This is a genomic window from Rathayibacter sp. PhB152 (assembly GCF_003751395.1).
GTDB lineage: Bacteria > Actinomycetota > Actinomycetes > Actinomycetales > Microbacteriaceae > Rathayibacter > Rathayibacter festucae.
Map to the genome: position 1 here is coordinate 82,848 of NZ_RJUT01000008.1, position 17,488 is coordinate 100,335.

Below are 17,488 nucleotides of genomic sequence, written 5' to 3' on the forward strand. Positions count from 1 at the left end.
AGCCGCGATCGGCGATGACGGGGCCTCTCGGCTGACGTTCTGCGGCGCGGACCGGTCAGACCGCCGCGCGGAGCAGGCCGAGCGAGCGGTTGATGCCGTCGACGTCGACGCTCGCGGGGTCGAACGCCGCCTCCGGGGCGAGCCCGAGGGCGTCGAGCGCCTCCGCGTGGTCGGCGGACGACGGGTCCGTCGCGGCGCGGACCGTGTCGGCCCAGGCGGCCGGGCCGCCGGGCGCGTCGAGCGGAGCGGCTCCGCGCGCGCCGGTGCAGCGCGGCAGGGCTGCGCTGAGCGGCGACACCGACTCGAGGCGGATGACGTGGCGCCACTCGTCCTCGAGGTCGTAGACGTAGAACAGCTCGTCGCCGACGCTCTCGAGCACCTCGGCGAGCGCGACACCGCCCTCGTCGACGAGGCCGGAGCCGAGCTCCTCCGCGTCGGCCGGCGAGCCGATCGGCGCCTGCTCCTCGTCGGGCACGCCGACGCTGAAGTAGTGCGGCTGCGCGTCGGTCCAGCCGAGCGAGAGCTGCAGCGCGAGGTGCAGATCGCGCAGCGACGACTCCGAGGACAGCTCGAGCCGGCGCCAGACGACCGGCTTCGTGCCGAGCAGCGACACGTGCAGGGCGTAGGCGGAGTCGGTGTCCTCCGTCGCCTCGTCGAGGATCTCGAGGCGGGTGGCGTCGCGGGCGCCGAGCAGCACGATGCTCGCGCGGACCACCGAGGCGAGGACCGGCTGCAGGCCCTCGGGGAGCACGTAGCCGAACTCGGGCGAGTGCAGCAGCAGTCCGAGCTCGGCGGCGTCGTCGAGCATCCGCTCGGCCGCGCCGACCATCCGCTCGCGCTCGTCCAGGGCGTCCTCGAGCGAGACGTCGAGCTCGGCGGCGAGCTCGTCGACCAGCTCGCCGACGACGAGGCCCTCGTGGATCTGCGCCTGGCAGGCGACCGCGATCCGGGCGAGGACGGCGTCGGTGGTGGTGATCGCGCGCTCGCGCGGCGAGAAGGCGCCGTTCTCGGTGTCGGCGGCGGCGAGCGCCTCCTGAGCGCTGACGAGCCAGAGCTCGATGAAGCGGGCGATGTAGGCGATGCGCTCGACCGTGGCCTCGCGCGCCTCGGAGCTGCGCCAGGCCGGCGCGGCGTCGCCGAGGCCCGCGGTGGAGCCGTCGGCGTCGAGCACGTCGGAGGCGACCAGTGCGTCCCACCAGGCGGAGACCGGGATGCGGACGGCGTCGTCGCTCGGCGACGAGCCGGCGGAGGCGACACCGGCCTCGACCACGATCTCGCGGGCGGCGCGCTCGGAGATCGTCGCTCCGTCGGCGGCGGCGAGGTGCTCGACGACGACGTCGGCGGCGTGCACGAGGGCGGTGGCGCGGGCGGCGGAGAGCATCTCGGCGTCCGGGACCTCCTCGACCTCGAGCAGGTCGTCGAGGACGGCCTCGACGAAGGAGCCGGCGAGGTCGAGGACCTCGTCGAGCACGGCCTGGCACTCGTCGAGCTCCTCGTCGGTGCCGGTCCAGAGGTCCTCGTCGGTGAGGAAGTCGAGGAAGTGCTCGACGACCTCGGCGACGGTGAAGAGGGTGTCGTCCAGGTCGGCCTCGCTCTCCTCGCCGGAGAGGTCGGCCTCGATCTGGTCGAAGACGGCCTCGAGGAGCTCGGCGTCCGGCTGGGCGAACGAGCCGCGCGGGCGGAGGTCGCGGGTCATGGCGAAGAGGTCGGTGAGGACCTCCACGGCCTCGTCGACGTCGAGGTGCTCGTGCAGGACGGCGACGTCCGCGAGGTGCGACCGGTACCAGCTGCGGAACCGCACCATCAGCGCGGTCTCGGCCGTGCGGCCGCCGCCCTGGCCGCCGGAGCCGCCGGAGCGCCCGTTCCCGGATCGTCCCTGATTGCGCTTCTTGCCCATCGTTCCTCCGCGACCGCTCCCCCTCGACGACGGAGCAGTACAGCCTACCCAGTGCGGGCGAGCCGGGTCACGCGCGAGGGGACTCCAGTGATGAACGCCTCGGGAACTCGATGCGGCGGGCCGACCAGCCCGCTCGCAGCGCCGGAGCAGGGATCAGCCGCGCGTTGACAGCGGGCCCCCGTCCTGCCTGACTGGGCTCGACACGAGGAGGCGCTCATGGCGGGGATCATCGCATTCGACCACGTCGGCGTGACGGTGCACGATCTCGAGACGGCGACCGCGTTCTTCGTCGGGCTGGGCCTCGTGCTCGAGGGCCGGGCGCCCGTGGAGGGCGAGTTCCTCGACACGGTGGTCGGCATGCAGGACGCCCGGACCGACATCGTGATGCTGCGGCCGCCCGGCGGCGGGACCGCCGTCGAGCTCTCGCGGTTCGTCCGGCCCGCACCGCGTTCCGTCCCCGCCCCCGTCGAGGCGGACGAGCCGGGGCTGCGGAGTCTCGCCTTCGTCGTCGACGACCTCGCCGCCGTCCTCGAGCGGCTCGCGGCCGACGGGTACGGGCTGGTCGGCGGTGTCGGCGAGTACGAGGGGGTCTGGCGGATGGCGTACGTCCGCGGACCGGAGGGCGTCATCGTCGCGCTCAGCGAGCGGCTGGCCTGACGCGCGACCCTCCTCCGCTCGGATCGATCCGTCGCGAAGGGCTGTCCCGCCCGCTTCGATCCGTCGCGGACGGCTCTCCCGTGCACTCGGGCGCGTGCTTCTCCGCCGGATCGATCGGTGCCTCGGCGATGCGGCCGCGCGCGCGTCGGCGTAGCGTCGGGCCATGGGTGCATGGAGTGGAGAGCCGTTCGGCAACGACACGGCGAGCGACTGGGTCTACGAGCTCGACGAGGCCGGCGACTGGCAGTATGTCCGCGAGGCGCTGGACGCCGCCGTCGCGCCGACGCAGGTGGACGCGGATGCGGCGACTCTCGCGATCGCCGCCGCCGAGGTGGTCGCGCGCGGGCTCGGCCGGGAGGGCGGTCCGCACGCCGAGACGATCGCGCACTTCGTGCAGCGGGCCGGGCGTCCCGACGACGAGCTCGTCGCGCTCGCCCTCGCCGCGCTGGCCGCCGCCGACTCCCCCGGCAGCGAGCTCACCGAGCTCTGGGAGGAGGCCGACCCGGAGGAGTGGCGGGAGGCCAACGACGCGGTGCGGAGCGTGCTCGAGGAGGCCTGATCGCGAGTGCCTCCCCGCGGGCGGGCGACGCGCCACTCGCGCCGCACTAGCGTGGCGGGGAGCGGCCTGAGCAGGCCGCAACGAGAGCGACGAGGGGCCACGATGCCGGACTTCACCACGGACGACGGGGTCCGGCTGAGCTGGACCGAGCAGGGCGACCCGGCCGGTCGGCCGGTCGTGCTGATCGCCGGGTTCAAGGCGCCGGCGACGAGCTGGAAGCCGCAGCAGGGGCCGCTCGCGGAGGCCGGCTACCGGGTGATCTCGTTCGACCGGCGCGGGCACGGGCTGTCCGAGCGGACGGAGGCCGGCGCGACGATGCTCCGGCACGGCGCGGATCTCGCGCAGCTGCTGCGGCACCTGGATCTGCGCGGCGCGGCGCTGGTCGGCGGGTCGATGGGCGGGAACTCGATCTGGGCGTTCCTGGCCGGCTCCGCAGGAGGCACGGCGGGAAGCGCCGACGAGAGCACCGACGGCAGCGCCGACGAGAGCACCGACGGCAGCGCCGACGAGAGCACCGACGAGAGCCGCGTCGACCGCATCGTGATCGTCGACCAGACGCCGCGCATGCTCAACGGCGACGACTGGCCCTACGGCTTCTACGACTACACCGAGGCGAACCGCGACACCCTCTTCGCGACGACGATCCCGGATCCCGGGCGCTGGAGCATCGCCTCGAAGGGGCCGGTGCGGATCGCGCGGCTGCTGAAGGCGCTCGGCGGCGGCGAGCGCCGGGAGCTGACGGAGACCGAGCGGCGGCTGCTGAACGACCACGCGAAGGCGGACTGGCGGCCGGTGATCACGCGGACGAGCGTGCCGGTGCTCTTCGTCGCCGGGCGCGAGAGCGAGTTCTGGCCGGCCGAGCACGCGGCGGCCGCGGCCTCGCTCGCCCCGCGCGGCGACTCCCTCGTGATCGAGAAGGACGGGCACGCGGCGAACATCGAGCAGCCGAAGGCCTTCACCGAGGCGCTGCTGGAGTTCCTGGCGCGCTGATCCGCGACCGCCGGCGGCCGCGCGGGCTCAGCCCGGGAACGCCTTGCCCGGGTTGAGCACGCCGAGCGGATCGAGCGCGTCCTTGATCGAGCGGTGCATGCCGAGCACGCGCGAGCCGAGCTCGTCGGCCGCCCCCGGCAGCTTCAGCAGACCGACGCCGTGCTCGCCGGTGACGGTGCCGCCGAGGTCGAGGCAGTCCTCGACGATGCGGTCGAAGGCGCTCTTCGCGCGGGCCTTCGCGGCCTCGTCGCCCTCGGGCGCGATGATCAGCGGGTGCAGGTTGCCGTCGCCGGCGTGCGCGATGGTCGCGATGACGACGTCGTGGTCGGCGGCGGCCGAGCGGATGCGGGCGAGCATCTCGGGGACGGCGCGGCGCGGCACGCAGACGTCCTCGGTGAGCACCGGCCCGAGACGCTCGAGCGCCGGATAGGCCAGGCGGCGGGCCAGGAAGAGCCGGTCGACCTCCTCCTGGTCGGTGGCCTGCTCGACCGAGAGCGCGCGGGCACCGGCCATCAGCGCCTCGACGCGGTCGGCGGCGGTGCGACCCGCCTCCCCCGGCTCGTCGACCTTGGCGAGCAGCAGCGTGTCGACGCCGTGCGGGAGCCCGAGGTGCTGCCAGTCGTCGACGGCGCGCAGGCAGGTGCTGTCGATGATCTCGAGGGCGGAGGGGATGATGCCGGCGGCCGAGATCGCGGCGACCGCGACTCCGGCGTCCTCGAGCGAGCCGAAGGAGCCGACGATCGCGCGCTGCTCACGGCCCGCGAGCGGGAGCAGGCGGAGCGTCAGCTCGACGATGATGCCGAGCGTGCCCTCCGAGCCGACCATCAGGCCGGTGAGGTCGTAGCCGACGACGCCCTTCGCGGTGCGGCGGCCGAGGCTGACGAGCGAGCCGTCGGCGAGGACGACCTTCATGCCGAGGACGTAGTCGCGGGTGACGCCGTACTTCACGCAGCAGATGCCGCCGGCGTTGGTGGCGGCGTTGCCGCCGATGGTCGAGATGGCGGAGCTGGCCGGGTCCGGCGGGTACCAGAGTCCGGCCTCGGCGACGGCCGCCCGCAGCGCGTCGTTGATCACGCCGGGCTGGGCGACGACGAAGCGCTCGTCGGCGTCGATCTCGAGGACGGCGTCCATCCGCTCGAGCGAGACGACGAGGCAGCCGGCGAGCGCGTTGGCGCCGCCGGAGAGGCCGGTGCCGGCTCCGCGCGGGACGACGCTCAGACCCGCGCGAGCGGCGACGCGGACGGCGTGCGCGACGTCCTCCGCGCTCTCGGCGAGGACGACCGCCAGCGGCAGCCCGGAGGGCGCCCACTCGGCGTCGTCGTGGCGGTAGGCCTCGAGGACGTCGTGGTCGGTGAGGACGCGGTCGCCGAGCAGCGCCCGCAGATCGGCGAGGACGCGGTCCCGGACGTGGTGGGAGTCCCGGGGGTCCGTCGTCAGCGTTTCCACGGTCGTCGAACCTACACCCGGCGCCTCCGGGCGCGGATCCGCCCCGTCGATACGGAACCCCGGAGCGCGACCCCGAGAGCTGCCGGCACGAGGACGCACGCGTGTTTCGATCGTGAGAAATCCCGAAGCGATCTCGCGGCGGGGGTTGCGCTCTGGCCAGGTTCTCGTTGGAATCGCGGGATGACCGAGACGACGAACGCCGCCGCCAGTGCCCCCGCGAAGGGCGGAGGGTCGCTGAAGAAGGTCATCACCGGCCCGCTGCTCTTCGCCTTCATCGTCGGCGACACCCTCGGTGCCGGCATCTACACGCTCGTCGGCACGATGGCCGCCGACGTCGGCGGCGTGATCTGGCTGCCGCTGCTGATCGCGCTCGTCATCGCGCTGCTGACGGCCGGCACCTACGCCGAGCTGATCACCAAGTACCCGCACGCCGGCGGCGCCGCCCGCTACGTGGACCGGGCGTTCGGCAAGCCGTACCTGTCGTTCCTGGTCGGCTTCCTGATGATGGCCTCCGGCATCACCACCGCCGCCTCGCTCGCCAATGCGTTCGCCGGCGACTACCTCGGTGCGCTGCTCGACGTGCCGCCCGTGCCGACCGCGATCGTCTTCATCGCGGTGCTCACGCTGATCAACCTGCGCGGGGTGAAGGAATCGCTGACCGCGAACCTGGTCGCCTCGGTGATCGAGGTCAGCGGACTCGTGATCGTGATCGTCTGTGCCGCGATCTTCTTCGGTGGCGGCAACGGCGACGCCGGCCGCGTCCTGGAGTTCAACCCGGAGGTCGCGCCGCTGCAGGGCGCGTTCGCCGCCTCCATCGTCGCCTTCTTCTCCTTCCTCGGCTTCGAAGCCGCGGCGAACATGGCCGAGGAGGTCCGCAACCCCTCGAAGGTCTACCCGCGGGCGCTGTTCGGCGCGCTGATCACCGCCGCCGTGGTCTACCTGCTGATCGCCCTCGGCGCGGTGATCGTGCTGCCCAACGAGGAGCTCGCGGAGTCGACCGGCCCGCTGCTCGATGTCGTCGCGGCCAGCGGCGTGGCGGTGCCGCCGTGGCTGTTCGGCCTGATCGCGCTCATCGCGATCGCGAACGGCGCGCTGCTGTTCATGGTGATGGCGAGCCGGGTCGGATTCGGGCTGGCGTCCTCCGGTCTGCTGCCCAGCGCCTTCGGCCGCGTGCTGCCGAACCGCCGCACCCCCTGGGTCTCGATCGTCGTCGTCGGCGGCGTCACCATGCTGCTCAGCCTGATCGGCGACGTCGGCACGCTGGCCGAGACGACCGTGCTCCTGCTGCTCCTGGTCTTCATCTCGGCGAACATCTCGGTGCTGGTGCTGAAGAAGGACCGCGTCGACCACCCGCACTTCTCGGTGCCGCGGGTCGTTCCGATCCTCGCGATCATCGCGAGCGTCGTGCTGCTGACGCAGCAGACCGGCGTGGTCTGGCTCGGGACCGCGGGCTACGTGGTCGTCGGGACGCTGCTGTTCCTGGCGACGCGCTTCGGCAAGAAGAAGCACGCGGAGCAGGTCGAGGCGGCGGAGAGCTCCGACCGCTCCTGAGCGGTGTCCGGCGGCAGGATGCCCTCGACGGCACGGACTTCCGCAGGGGTGGCGCAGAACATCCAGCGGGTGCCGGTCAGGGCAGGAGGTCGATCATTCCCGGGCGGGCCTTCATGGCGTGGATGACGAGTTCGTTCCCGCTGTCGAAGACCAGGACGACCGTCTCGAGGAGGCGACCGTGGGTGTCGAAGCCGAGGCGCAGCTGACGGGCCGGTGAGTCCTCGTCCAGGTCCTCGACCCAGAGCGCCAGAGCCGCCGCGTGAACGGCGTCCTCCTCGGAGATGCCGTGCCTCAGAGCAGAGGCGTGGACTCTCACGCCGCGGCGGAGGCGAGCGCCTCCCGGACGACCTCGGAGCGGGTCTTGTGCTCTCTCGCGGCACGCTCGTCGAGCGCGGCGAGCTCCTCGAGCGTCAGCCGTACCGCGACGACCTGCGAGGGCTGCGCGCCCCGTCCCGGGCGTCCCCGTCCTCTCGCCTTGAGCGCATCGACGTCGTACCCGCGTTCCGCCTCGGCGGCCCAGGCTGCGATCTGCTCCTCCGTCACCGGTCGGCCGGCGATCGTCTCCTCATCGGTCATGCGGATTATCGTAATACGCAATGATCGGGTCGACGACGTCTCTGAACCATCCGGCGAGCAGCCTCCGACGACGCGGAGCGGACGTCTGCAGAGATGATCTCCGTGCCGGCTGATGAGGTCAGCGCAGGTGTGGGACGGTGAAGCATGCCCGTCTCCCTCGCGCCGTTCCCGCCCGCCGAACTCGCCGCCTGGCGGACCGCGCAGCGCGCGTCCTACGTCGCGGACCGGATGCGCGCGGGCGACGACGAAGCGGCGGCGCTGCGGAACGCGGACGCGAACGACGAGCGGCTGTTCCCTGGCGGAGTGCTCGCACCGGGCCACGACCTGCTGCGGGTCCTCGACGACGGGCGCCCGGTCGGCGTGATCTGGGTCGGCCCGCACCCGCAGGAGCTCGAGGGCGTCGCCTACATCTGGGACGTCGAGGTCGACCCGTCCGAGCGCGGCCGCGGGTTCGGCCGCGCGGCGATGCTGCTGGCGGAGGAGCACGCCCGTTCGCGCGGCTACCGGGCGCTCGCGCTCAACGTCTTCGGCTTCAACACGACGGCGCGGGGACTGTACGAGTCGCTCGGCTACGAGCCGACGTCGATTGAGATGCGCAAGGAGCTCGGCACCGCGGACTAGCCGCGACCATTGGCCAGCTGCTCAATCATCCCGAGATCGAGACCGCCTCAGCCATTCGGGCCAGAGCGCCTGACCAAACCTCGGGGGCTGGGTATTTCTGCTCACCCTCTTCGCCCGCGCACGGTCCGCGGGCCACCCAGCAGCATCGAACGATTGGCCGCCGCTGAGCAACTCCCGCAGAACATACCCCCCGCTACTCAAGTGCGACTCTTGATTCCGCAGTGAGAAAGTTCAACTCCACACTCAAACCGCTCTCAGCTGACTTTAGGGGCGCACGTCAACGACTCGCACGACAACTAAGTTGACTAATTGCTGAGCAACATCAAGCATCTCGCGAACATGGCCTTCTGTCTCCACTACAGTCCGCGTGGCGCGAATTCTCTCCAGCGGCTGCCGCGTCTCCAACTTCGGCTTTGTCACATCGAGCTCGTGGGCCACCTGATTCCTTGCATGGAAGGCGCGGTTCAAATCACTACCTCTCTTCGAATCGGAACATCTCATTCTGAATGTCTTATCCGAAACGCCTAGTGCGGTTGCAATTTCGCTGACTCGTGATGACGACTGGGCGCTAGAACCGGTCAGCTCGCGAATCCAATTATTCATCAGCACCTCGCGAGGAGTTTGCCCGTCCTCGAGAAGTAACGACACGAACATACGAGCGCTCACCGTCTGAGAGTTTACATCGGATACTGCTTTCTCTGCGAACTTGGCAAACTGCACACCGACCGATTCGTCCGCTTTGTGGAGTAGCTTAGGAATAGCGGACTCCGCTAAAAGTTTTACTGTCCTATCGAGACCCGCACCCGCAAAAAGAATTGCCGCTCGAAGCGAATCCTGGGACGCGCCAGACCAGTTACCCTTCAACTTCTTATTAGAACTGACCTTCTGAATCCTATTCTGCAGGCTGCCGGCATTGATTGCGTCAAGGCTGGATTGTAACGCGGCGCGCAGAGCATTCTGCGCCTCTCGACAAACATCGTCTACTTTTGCGTGAGCCTCCGTGATCTGAAGGGGAGCTCGCTTCGAATCATTGAGTAAGAGACCTGCCGCGGCTTCAAGCGAATATTTGATTTCATCTCCTGCAGATGCGGGCGATGAAGCAGTCGTGGTGGTGGTATCAGACGGAGTGAAACTCTCACTTTTTAGAGACACATCCGCAAGATCGTTAGAACTTCCGCCCTCAGAGCTACGATCAAATTGGGCTTCTTTTGCGATATCAGTCAACTGCTCGGTCATGGGCACACCATACCGACGGCGATCAGCATCCACCGAAAAACTTTCTCGGGCTACAGAACTGGCACGGTCCGAATGCATTGAAGCGACGTCTGGGGGTCTTGCGGAAGGGCCGGATGAGCATCGCGCACAGGTCGCAAGTAACGCGATGCTGGCGGAGGCGTCGGCCTCGGGTCGGCTCTACCCGCTCCGCTCGCAGATGCGCATCGCCGCGGACAAGGACTACGTCGGCTACGTGCGCGCAGTGCTGTCCGACGAGCCTCCCCAGCATCGCGAGGACTTCGGCGGGTACGACCTGCGCTTCTTCGATGATCCGGGCGCGCTGCGGCGTGCCGTGGTGCAGCGCGACCGGGAGCACGGCCTCTCGCGCCTGGTCGCCGGCTACGCGTGGAAGTGGGTCACGAAGACGGACAAGGACTACGACACCACCTCCGGCCGCATCGTCTTCGACCGCGCGCACTCCTTCGACAAGAAGGGCCGCGAGAACAACAAGAAGCTCGGAATCACCTACAGCGACGAGGACCTGCTCGCGTACGTCCGCAACATCTACACGGTGCTGCTCACGCGCGGCATCCGGGGGACGTACGTGTACGTCTGCGACGAAGCGCTCCGCGAGCACCTGGCGCGCTACTTCTGAGCGAGGCGCGAGGTCACCGGCTCACCCATCAGTGTCCCCGCGGCCGGCGACCTCCACGAGGATCCGGTTCAGCCAGGTCCGGGCAGCATCGACTGTCGGCACGACCGGAGTCCGACCACCGACCTCTGTCTCGGCACGAGCGTCCTCATAGGCGGAGCCCCAGCCTTCCATGGCCCGCAGAGGGAGAGGCGGCCAGGGCTGTCGACGTCGCCAGCCGAAGGTCCGGATGCAAAGGCTGCGAACGAGCGCCGGATCGGGACCTGCCTCCCACATCAGCTGCAGGTCGACCAGATCGTGCGCCCGCACGCAGGTGGGATCGGTCACGGAGTGGAGCTTCTGCGCGATCTGGTATTCGAGACCGACCACCCGGACGGGCCGCAGATCACCGAAGCCGAAGGCGGCCCCGAACCGCACGAGCTCGTCGTCGATCACCAGGGGCAGGTGCCCGTCCGGCTCGGTCTCCGGATCGGACACCTCGACGTCGAGCGCACCCCAGGCGCTGCCGAGGAACGCGATCGAGACGCGGTAGGGGTGCATCACGTACTCGGGTCGGGCGAGGCCGGGATCATGGAGCCTGACGGCGCGCACCGTCGCGGTGAACGCCACACGGGGTGGCGCATCCGGGTCGCGGCGCTGCTCGCCCCGGGACGCCGGAACCGCGCCCCACCCCTCGGCCAGACGCGAGCGGAAGTCGCGCTCGAACTCCTCCCCACGGTCACGGGTGGAGACGTCGAAGTCCGAGGTGGCGCGAGTGCCGCGCTCACCGAAGCGGAGCTTCACACCCATTCCACCCTTCACCGCGACGGAGTCGGGAAGCATCTGCGACACGATCAGCGTGCAGAGCATCACCCGTGCACGCGCTACCGGGATCCCCAGCTCGCTCGCCGACTGCGCGAGTCTCTCGTTCAGCTGTGTCACGTTCAGCGGAGGCACCGCCGTCATCGCGCCGCTGCCTTCCATGGCCCGATCTCCTGGTCGTCGACCAGCCCGCGCCGTCCCGCCTCCTCGACCAGGGCGGACCAGCGGTCGGGCGGCATCCGGTGCTCCATGTCCTCCAGCGCTCGCCGGACGGTCGTCGCCGGGACACCCCCGTAGCGGGTGAACTCGTGGTCGGAGAGGTCGGTCCGGTTCTGCAGGTCCAGCCAGTCCGGCAGAGCCCGCCGAACCCGGCGGCGGGTGCCCACGCGCACCTTCGGCGGGTTGAACTGCCCGAGCGTCAGCAGATCGAGCACGGACTCCCGGTGCAGGAACGCGCCCTCCCCCGCGAGCGCGACGGCGATCGTCGGCTGGGTGATCCGGGTCGTCGGCACGTCGCGGTGCGTGTACACGCCCTGGCCGTGCGCCCGGAGCGCACCACGAGCGGCGAGCTTCCGGACCTCGACGGCCGGAACGCCGGCGTCCTCCGCCTCCGCGATCGTCACCACGCCGTGCCGCACGGCAGCCAACTCCCACAGGTCTCTTCGGTACCCCATCTCACTCCCCTCTGTCAAAAGCGTACCGAAATGAGGACTGTTCTGACCGTGGTCGGCGCGGTGCGGGTCATCATGACGCGCGCTGCGCGATGGGCAGCGGACGGAGTGGCGTCCTCGGCGGTCAGGGGCCGGAGAACGTGACGGCGGTCGAGCCGCTGGGGACGGCGGCGGCCGCGAGTGTCGCCGCGGGGCGGTCGGCGTCGCTCGTCAGGGTCACGTCGAGGTGGTCGAAGTCGGCGCGGAAGCCCGCGGTGGGGACGGCGGCCGAGATCGCGGTCCAGAGGCGCTCGGCGTCATCGAGCCAGGGGCCCGAGGTGCCGGTGACGAGCAGCGAGCGGTCGGCGCTCTGGACGCTCACGTGCAGGGGCGGGGCGTCGGGGAGGAGCGCGGGGGCGTCGCGGGCGAGTGCGAAGGCGTCGTCGGCGGTCGCCTGCTCCGCCAGGAAGAGGCTCAGGCCGCTCACGCGGTCCTCGCTGTCGTCGGCGGAGAGGGCGAGGGATTCGACTCGCGGGTCCTCGCGCAGCGCGAGCGCCGCCGCGATCCGGCCGGACGTGAGGTCCTCGTCGCCGGACACGGGCAGGGTGAGGTCCTCGGCGTCGAGGAGGATCCGCACGTCTCCGGTCGGGCGCTTCGCAGCGAAGGCGGCCAACCGGTCGGCGAGGGACGTCACGTCGGCGTCGGAGAGGTCCTCGCGGGCCACGATCTCGGCGCTGACTCCGCCGGTGAACGGCATGTCCTCGACGGCGGAGAGCTCGAGGTCGGCGACCGCCTCGTCGCTGGCGAAGGTGCGCGCGAAGTCGGCGCGGAAGGAGTCGCCGCTGCAGCCCGTCAGCAGGAGCACCGCGGTCAGGGCCAGCGCCGCGGCGCCCGCCCCGCGTGACCGACCCTGCCTCATCCGGTCAGCGTACGTTCCGGCTGCAGAGCGCAGGGGGAGTGGACGGATCGGCCTCCGCGTGCTCGGCGCGCGAGGGGCGCGTCGATCCGGCACGGAAGGTCGTGTGAGAGCCGTCGAGGCAGCCGTTAGTGACGGGTCGATGCGGCGGCAGAGCGGGCGGGGCCGCACCCGCCGACAGGACGCCGGGCCGCCCGCGTCGAGAGCGGGCGGCCCCGGGTCGTCAGCTCGTGGAGGGGACGGCGGTGGGATCGGCCGACGGGGCGGGCTCGGCGGCCGAGGTCGAGGCCACGCCCCGGCCGAAGGCCTGCCCCTGGAGGATCGCTCCGAGGTCGACGCCGGTCGCGGACTTGACGCTGTCGAAGGTGGCCGTGAGGCTCGCCGCCTGCTCGCGGGCGATGTGCGTGGCCGCGGTGTCGCCTCCGATCAGGGTGATGGTGCCGACGTTCTGGTAGCCCTTCGCGAACTCCGCCATGAGGGAGGGGAGCTGTCCGATGAGCTCGCGGCCCAGGATCGCCTCCTGGTTCTCGCGGAGCGCCTCCGCCTCGGCCTGGATCGCGGCCGCGCTCGCCTCACCCTTGGTCCGAATGGCCTCCGCCTCGGCGGACGCGTTCGCGCGCAGGGCCTCGGCCTCGGCGCCGGCCTTGGCGCGCAGAGCGTGGGCCTCCGCCTCGGCGCGGGCGCTGACCGCTGCCGCCTCGGCCGCGGCGGACGCCTGACGGGCCTCCGCCTGGCGCTGGACGGCGTAGGCCTCGGCGTCGGACACCTGCTGGGCGACCTGGCGGTCGGTCTCGGCCTTCTTCGCGCGGCCGTAGGCGTCGGCGTCGGCCTCGGTCTGGCGCCGGTACTTCTCGGCGTCGGCCACGCGCTTGACGTCGGCGTCGAGCTCGGCCTGCCGGTTCTCGGCGCGCTGGACGAGCACGGCCTGCTCGCGCTCGGCGCGGGCCAGGTTCTCGGCCTGCTCCGCCTCGGCGTTGGCGCGGCCGACCTCGGACTTCGAGGCGGCGGTGTTCTTGTCGAAGGCGGTCTGCTCGATCAGGTTCGCCTCGTCGGTGGCGAGCTGACGGGCCTTGACCTCGCGGGCCGCGTTGATCCGGGCGACGTCGGCCTCGCGGCGGACGCGCTCGATCTCCTGGGCACCGAGCGCCTCGATGTAGCCGTTGCGGTCGGTGACGCCCTGGATGGCGAAGGAGTCGAGGACGAGGCCCTGGGCGAGCAGGTCGCCCTTGATGCCCTCGGCGATCTCGTCGCCGAGCTTCTGGCGGTCCTGCATCACCTCCTCGACGCTGAGCTTCGCGACGACGCCGCGCAGTGCGCCCTCGAGCTGCTCGGTCGTGAACACGTCGATCGACTGGTCCTGCGAGGCGAACCGCTCGGCGGCGGCGCGCACCTGATCCGGCGTCGAGCCGATCTTGACGAGGGCGACGCCCGCGAGGTGGATCGTCACGCCGTTCTTGGTCTGCGCGACCGGCTCCATCTTGATCTGCCGCGACCGCAGCGAGATGCGGTCGGAGCGCTGGGTCAGCTTGTTGACGAACGCGCCGCCGCCGGTGATGACGGTCATGTTCGAGGTCAGGCCGTCGTCGCCCTTCTGCTTCTTTCCGACGATCACGATGGCCTCGTCGGCCTGCGGGACCTGGTACCAGGCGCGGAAGATGAAGAAGCCGATGATGGCGAGCAGCAGCACGACACCGACGACGATGCCGGCGCCGACGACCCAGAGCAGATCAGAATTCATGGACGAGAGACCCCCTTCTCGGAACCCGCGGAGGGCGGGTTTCTGAGCGATGTACAGGTTCATCGTGGCATGGACGGGGTTCCCGGGCGTCGGCCGGACGGCGGATGCGTGCTGGTTCGAGCGGGACGCGCGCAGGTGCCGGACGGAGAGCAGGACCGCGGTCGGGACGCCGGGCGACGAGCCGGATCGCAGCGGGAGGAGGCACAGCGGGAGGAGGCCCAGCGGCAGGAGGCACAGCGGCGACGAACGCCGGGTGATGCTTCGACTCTCGCGAGCACTTCAGTGCTGGGGTACCTGGACTCGAACCAAGAACAACTGAACCAGAATCAGTCGTGTTGCCAATTACACCATACCCCAATGGTCATCCGGCGGTGAGGCCGGGACCAGGCGGCGGCCGGAGTGGAACTCGGCGCCGAGAGACGACAGTACCCTACGGACGCACGCCGCTCAAATCGGCTCCGCGATCGTGCACGGCGGGGGCCTCCGATTCGGGGGCGGCCTCGCCGAGGCGGGCGCGGACGAGGTCGCGGTTGATCGCCGAGGCGACCTGCGCGCCGGAGCCGGCGGCGACGATCAGCTGCTGCGGTCCGGGGGCGGTGACCTCGCCGGCGGCGTAGAGGCCGGGGACGGAGGTGCGGCCGCCGGCGTCGACGCGGAGGAAGCCGTCGGGGTCGACCTCGGGGCCGGCCGGGTCGAGGTAGTCGAGGACGGGCACCCAGACCGGGCGGACGAAGGCGCCGGTGCGCGGGATCACGTCGCCGTCGGCGAGGGCGACGCCGGTCATCACGGCGCGCTCCCCCACCAGGTCCGCGACGGGGCGGCGCTCGATGCGGATGCCGATCGAGTTCAGGAGCGACTCGTCGGTGTCGCTGACGACTCCGACGCCGTTGGTGAAGACGATGAGGTCCGTCGACCACTGCGAGAGCAGCATGGCGCGCTCGGCGAGGTCGGCGGTCTCGCCGATCAGGGCGAGCGGCTCGCCGGCCTTCTCGTAGCCGTCGCACTCCATGCAGCTGTGCACGGCGGTGCCGTAGTAGGCGCGGAGGCTGGGGAGGGTCGGCAGGCGCTCGGAGAGGCCGCCGGCGACGACGACCGCGGTCGCCAGCACGGAGCGGTCGGCCGAGCCGCGGACGCCCTTCGCGGTGACGACGAACTCGCCGCCGGAGCGCTCGACGGCGGTGACCATCGCGTTGTGCACCTGGGCCTCCTCGTACTGCTCGAGCTCGGCGCGGCCGAGGCGGCGCAGCTCCAGCGGCGAGACGCCGTCGCGGGTGAGGAAGCCGTGCGAGTGCAGGGTCGCCGCATTGCGCGGGCGGTTGCTGTCGAGCAGCAGCACGCTGCGGCGGGCGCGGACGAGGTTCAGCCCCGCCGAGAGTCCCGCGGGACCGGCGCCGATGATGACGACGTCGTAGTGGCCGCCCTGCACCTCCGCCACGATCAGCTCCGGGTGTCGGCGAGGCGGGCGAGGCGGGCGATCGACTCGGACTTGCCGAGGATCTCCATCGACTCGAACAGCGGCGGCGAGACGCGGCGGCCCGAGATCGCGGTGCGCAGCGGCCCGTAGGCGATGCGGGGCTTGAGGCCGAGGCCCTCGATCAGCGCGCCGGCGAGCGCCTCCTGGATCGAGGCGGTCAGCCACTCCCCCTCGGGCACGAGCTCGAGGGCGCCGATCGACGCGGCGAGGACCTCGCCGGCGTTCGCAGGCAGGCCCTTGAGCGCGTCCTCGTCGTAGGAGAGGGCGTCGGCCGTGGTGAAGAGGAAGCCGAGCATGCCGGGCGCCTCGCCGAGCAGGCCGATGCGCTCCTGGACGAGCGGGGCGGCGGCGTCGAGGACGGCGCGCTGGTCGGCGGTCGGCTCGCCGGAAAGGACGCCGGCGGCGATCAGGTAGGGGATCGTCCGCTCGGTGAAGTCGTCGACCGCGAGCAGGCGGATGTGGTCGCCGTTGATCGACTCGGCCTTCTTGAGGTCGAAGCGGGCCGGGTTGGGGTTCACGTCGGCGACGTCGAAGGCGGCGATCATCTCGTCGATCGAGAAGACGTCGCGGTCGTGGGTGAGCGACCAGCCGAGCAGGGCGAGGTAGTTGACCAGGCCCTCGGGGATGAAGCCGCGGTCGCGGTGGTGGAAGAGGTTGGCGGAGGGGTCGCGCTTGGAGAGCTTCTTGTTGCCCTCGCCCATCACGTAGGGCAGGTGACCGAAGCGCGGGACGAACGTGGTCAGCCCGATGTCGATCAGCGCGTGGTACAGCGCGATCTGGCGCGCAGTGGAGGGCAGGATGTCCTCGCCGCGGAGGACGTGGGTGATCTGCATCAGCGCGTCGTCGACCGGGTTCACCAGCGTGTAGAGCGGCTGGCCGTTGGGGCGGACGACGACGAAGTCGCTGAAGGAGCCGGCCGGGAAGGTGATCTCGCCGCGGACGAGGTCGTCGAAGGAGAGGTCGGCGTCCGGAACGCGCAGGCGCAGCGCGGGGCTCCGGCCCTCCGCGCGGAAGGCGGCGCGCTGCTCCTCGGTGAGGTCGCGGTCGAAGTTGTCGTAGCCGTGCTGCTTGGCGCGGCCGGCCGCCTCGTTGCGCGCGTCGATCTCCTCGGCGTTCGAGTAGCTCTCGTAGAGGTGGCCGGAGGCGAGCAGGCGCTGGATGACGTCGGTGTAGACGTCGCTGCGCTCGGACTGCCGGTACGGGCCGTGCGGGCCGCCGACGCCGACGCCCTCGTCCCAGTCGAGCTTCAGCCAGCGGAGCGCGTCGATGAGCTGCTCGTAGCTCTCCTCGCTGTCGCGCGCCGCGTCGGTGTCCTCGATGCGGAAGACGAAGGTGCCTCCGGTGTGCCGCGCGTAGGCCCAGTTGAACAGGGCCGTGCGGATGAGGCCGACGTGCGGGGTCCCGGTCGGGGACGGGCAGAAGCGGACGCGGACGTCGCTCCCGGTCGCGGTCGTGAACGGGTGCGCGTCGTGGGCGCGATCGGAGGGCGGGGTGAGCTCAGACATACGGGGCGATTCTAGCGGCGGGGCGGGGATCGGCGCCCGGACTGGACACGGGGCCCGCTCGGGTGGATGTCCGGCTCGCGGAATACGGTCCGGCTCGCAGGAAGCGGCCGATCCGGCGAGCCGGGGGTGGATTCGCGAGCCGGAGGTGACGGCGGGTCGACGTTCGGCTCGCGGAAACGGCCTCGGCACGCAGGAAGCGGCCGATCCGGCGAGCCGGGAGTGGATTCGCGAGCCGGAGGT

17 protein-coding genes and 1 tRNA gene are annotated in these 17,488 nt (G+C 71.1%); 6 read left to right on the plus strand and 12 right to left on the minus strand.

Features of this window, described 5'->3' with window-relative positions:
* Nucleotides 1-55: 55 nt before the first annotated feature.
* Nucleotides 56-1,897 (minus strand): plasmid pRiA4b ORF-3 family protein, encoded by a 1,842-nt coding sequence (locus tag EDF36_RS17585; protein ID WP_123733981.1) that lies wholly within the window; start codon nucleotides 1,895-1,897, stop codon nucleotides 56-58.
* A gap of 216 nt (nucleotides 1,898-2,113) precedes the next feature.
* On the opposite strand from EDF36_RS17585, the gene EDF36_RS17590 reads away from it, so the two are divergent.
* From EDF36_RS17590 to EDF36_RS17600, 3 genes are all read left to right on the plus strand, one after another.
* Nucleotides 2,114-2,554, plus strand: a complete 441-nt coding sequence (locus EDF36_RS17590) for a VOC family protein (RefSeq protein WP_123733982.1) — start codon at nucleotides 2,114-2,116, stop codon at nucleotides 2,552-2,554.
* A 163-nt stretch (nucleotides 2,555-2,717) separates the two neighbouring features.
* A complete protein-coding gene (locus EDF36_RS17595; RefSeq protein ID WP_123705016.1) occupies nucleotides 2,718-3,113 on the plus strand; it encodes a DUF4259 domain-containing protein in 396 nt (131 codons plus the stop codon).
* Nucleotides 3,114-3,215: 102 nt separating this feature from the next.
* Nucleotides 3,216-4,103, plus strand: a complete 888-nt coding sequence (locus EDF36_RS17600; RefSeq protein ID WP_123733983.1) for an alpha/beta fold hydrolase — start codon at nucleotides 3,216-3,218, stop codon at nucleotides 4,101-4,103.
* 27 nt (nucleotides 4,104-4,130) lie between these two features.
* Here the strand turns inward: EDF36_RS17600 and EDF36_RS17605 are convergent, their stop codons facing one another.
* Nucleotides 4,131-5,549 (minus strand): FAD-binding oxidoreductase, encoded by a 1,419-nt coding sequence (locus EDF36_RS17605; RefSeq protein WP_260300774.1) that lies wholly within the window; start codon nucleotides 5,547-5,549, stop codon nucleotides 4,131-4,133.
* 180 nt (nucleotides 5,550-5,729) lie between these two features.
* On the opposite strand from EDF36_RS17605, the gene EDF36_RS17610 reads away from it, so the two are divergent.
* A complete protein-coding gene (locus EDF36_RS17610) occupies nucleotides 5,730-7,100 on the plus strand; it encodes an APC family permease (RefSeq protein ID WP_123733984.1) in 1,371 nt (456 codons plus the stop codon).
* 76 nt (nucleotides 7,101-7,176) lie between these two features.
* On the opposite strand, the gene EDF36_RS17615 is transcribed toward EDF36_RS17610, so the two are convergent.
* Together EDF36_RS17615 and EDF36_RS17620 are read right to left on the minus strand one after the other, a co-directional pair.
* Nucleotides 7,177-7,416, minus strand: coding sequence for a toxin (locus tag EDF36_RS17615; protein ID WP_123733985.1), 240 nt, complete (start codon nucleotides 7,414-7,416; stop codon nucleotides 7,177-7,179).
* Complete coding sequence (locus EDF36_RS17620; RefSeq protein ID WP_123733986.1) at nucleotides 7,413-7,676, minus strand: ribbon-helix-helix protein, CopG family; 264 nt, start codon at nucleotides 7,674-7,676, stop codon at nucleotides 7,413-7,415. Before EDF36_RS17620 ends, EDF36_RS17615 begins: the two co-directional genes overlap by 4 nt.
* A 144-nt stretch (nucleotides 7,677-7,820) precedes the next feature.
* Here EDF36_RS17620 and EDF36_RS17625 point away from each other — a divergent pair, with 144 nt between their 5' ends.
* Nucleotides 7,821-8,297: a GNAT family N-acetyltransferase gene (locus EDF36_RS17625; RefSeq protein WP_123733987.1), complete on the plus strand. Its 477-nt coding sequence runs from the start codon at nucleotides 7,821-7,823 to the stop codon at nucleotides 8,295-8,297.
* 264 nt (nucleotides 8,298-8,561) lie between these two features.
* Here EDF36_RS17625 and EDF36_RS21005 read toward each other — a convergent pair whose 3' ends face one another.
* The gene (locus EDF36_RS21005; RefSeq protein ID WP_148060089.1) at nucleotides 8,562-9,533 is read right to left on the minus strand and encodes a hypothetical protein; all 972 of its coding nucleotides are present in this window, start codon (nucleotides 9,531-9,533) and stop codon (nucleotides 8,562-8,564) included.
* A gap of 145 nt (nucleotides 9,534-9,678) precedes the next feature.
* Between EDF36_RS21005 and EDF36_RS17630 the strand changes: the two genes are divergently transcribed.
* Nucleotides 9,679-10,167, plus strand: coding sequence for a DUF2075 domain-containing protein (locus tag EDF36_RS17630; RefSeq protein WP_260300775.1), 489 nt, complete (start codon nucleotides 9,679-9,681; stop codon nucleotides 10,165-10,167).
* Nucleotides 10,168-10,188: 21 nt separating this feature from the next.
* On the opposite strand, the gene EDF36_RS17635 is transcribed toward EDF36_RS17630, so the two are convergent.
* The 7 genes from EDF36_RS17635 to gltX form a co-directional block, all read right to left on the minus strand.
* Complete coding sequence (locus tag EDF36_RS17635) at nucleotides 10,189-11,127, minus strand: nucleotidyl transferase AbiEii/AbiGii toxin family protein (protein ID WP_311316383.1); 939 nt, start codon at nucleotides 11,125-11,127, stop codon at nucleotides 10,189-10,191.
* A complete protein-coding gene (locus tag EDF36_RS17640) occupies nucleotides 11,106-11,639 on the minus strand; it encodes a type IV toxin-antitoxin system AbiEi family antitoxin domain-containing protein (protein ID WP_123733989.1) in 534 nt (177 codons plus the stop codon). The genes EDF36_RS17635 and EDF36_RS17640 overlap by 22 nt, the downstream gene beginning before the upstream one ends.
* Nucleotides 11,640-11,760: 121 nt before the next feature.
* The gene (locus EDF36_RS17645) at nucleotides 11,761-12,534 is read right to left on the minus strand and encodes a hypothetical protein (protein ID WP_123733990.1); all 774 of its coding nucleotides are present in this window, start codon (nucleotides 12,532-12,534) and stop codon (nucleotides 11,761-11,763) included.
* A gap of 220 nt (nucleotides 12,535-12,754) precedes the next feature.
* A complete protein-coding gene (locus tag EDF36_RS17650; RefSeq protein ID WP_123733991.1) occupies nucleotides 12,755-14,269 on the minus strand; it encodes an SPFH domain-containing protein in 1,515 nt (504 codons plus the stop codon).
* Between the two features lie 285 nt (nucleotides 14,270-14,554).
* A tRNA-Gln gene (locus EDF36_RS17655) sits at nucleotides 14,555-14,626 on the minus strand.
* Between the two features lie 73 nt (nucleotides 14,627-14,699).
* A complete protein-coding gene (locus EDF36_RS17660; RefSeq protein WP_123734100.1) occupies nucleotides 14,700-15,695 on the minus strand; it encodes an NAD(P)/FAD-dependent oxidoreductase in 996 nt (331 codons plus the stop codon).
* 11 nt (nucleotides 15,696-15,706) lie between these two features.
* The gene (gltX, locus tag EDF36_RS17665; RefSeq protein WP_123733992.1) at nucleotides 15,707-17,248 is read right to left on the minus strand and encodes a glutamate--tRNA ligase; all 1,542 of its coding nucleotides are present in this window, start codon (nucleotides 17,246-17,248) and stop codon (nucleotides 15,707-15,709) included.
* Nucleotides 17,249-17,488 lie beyond the last annotated feature (240 nt).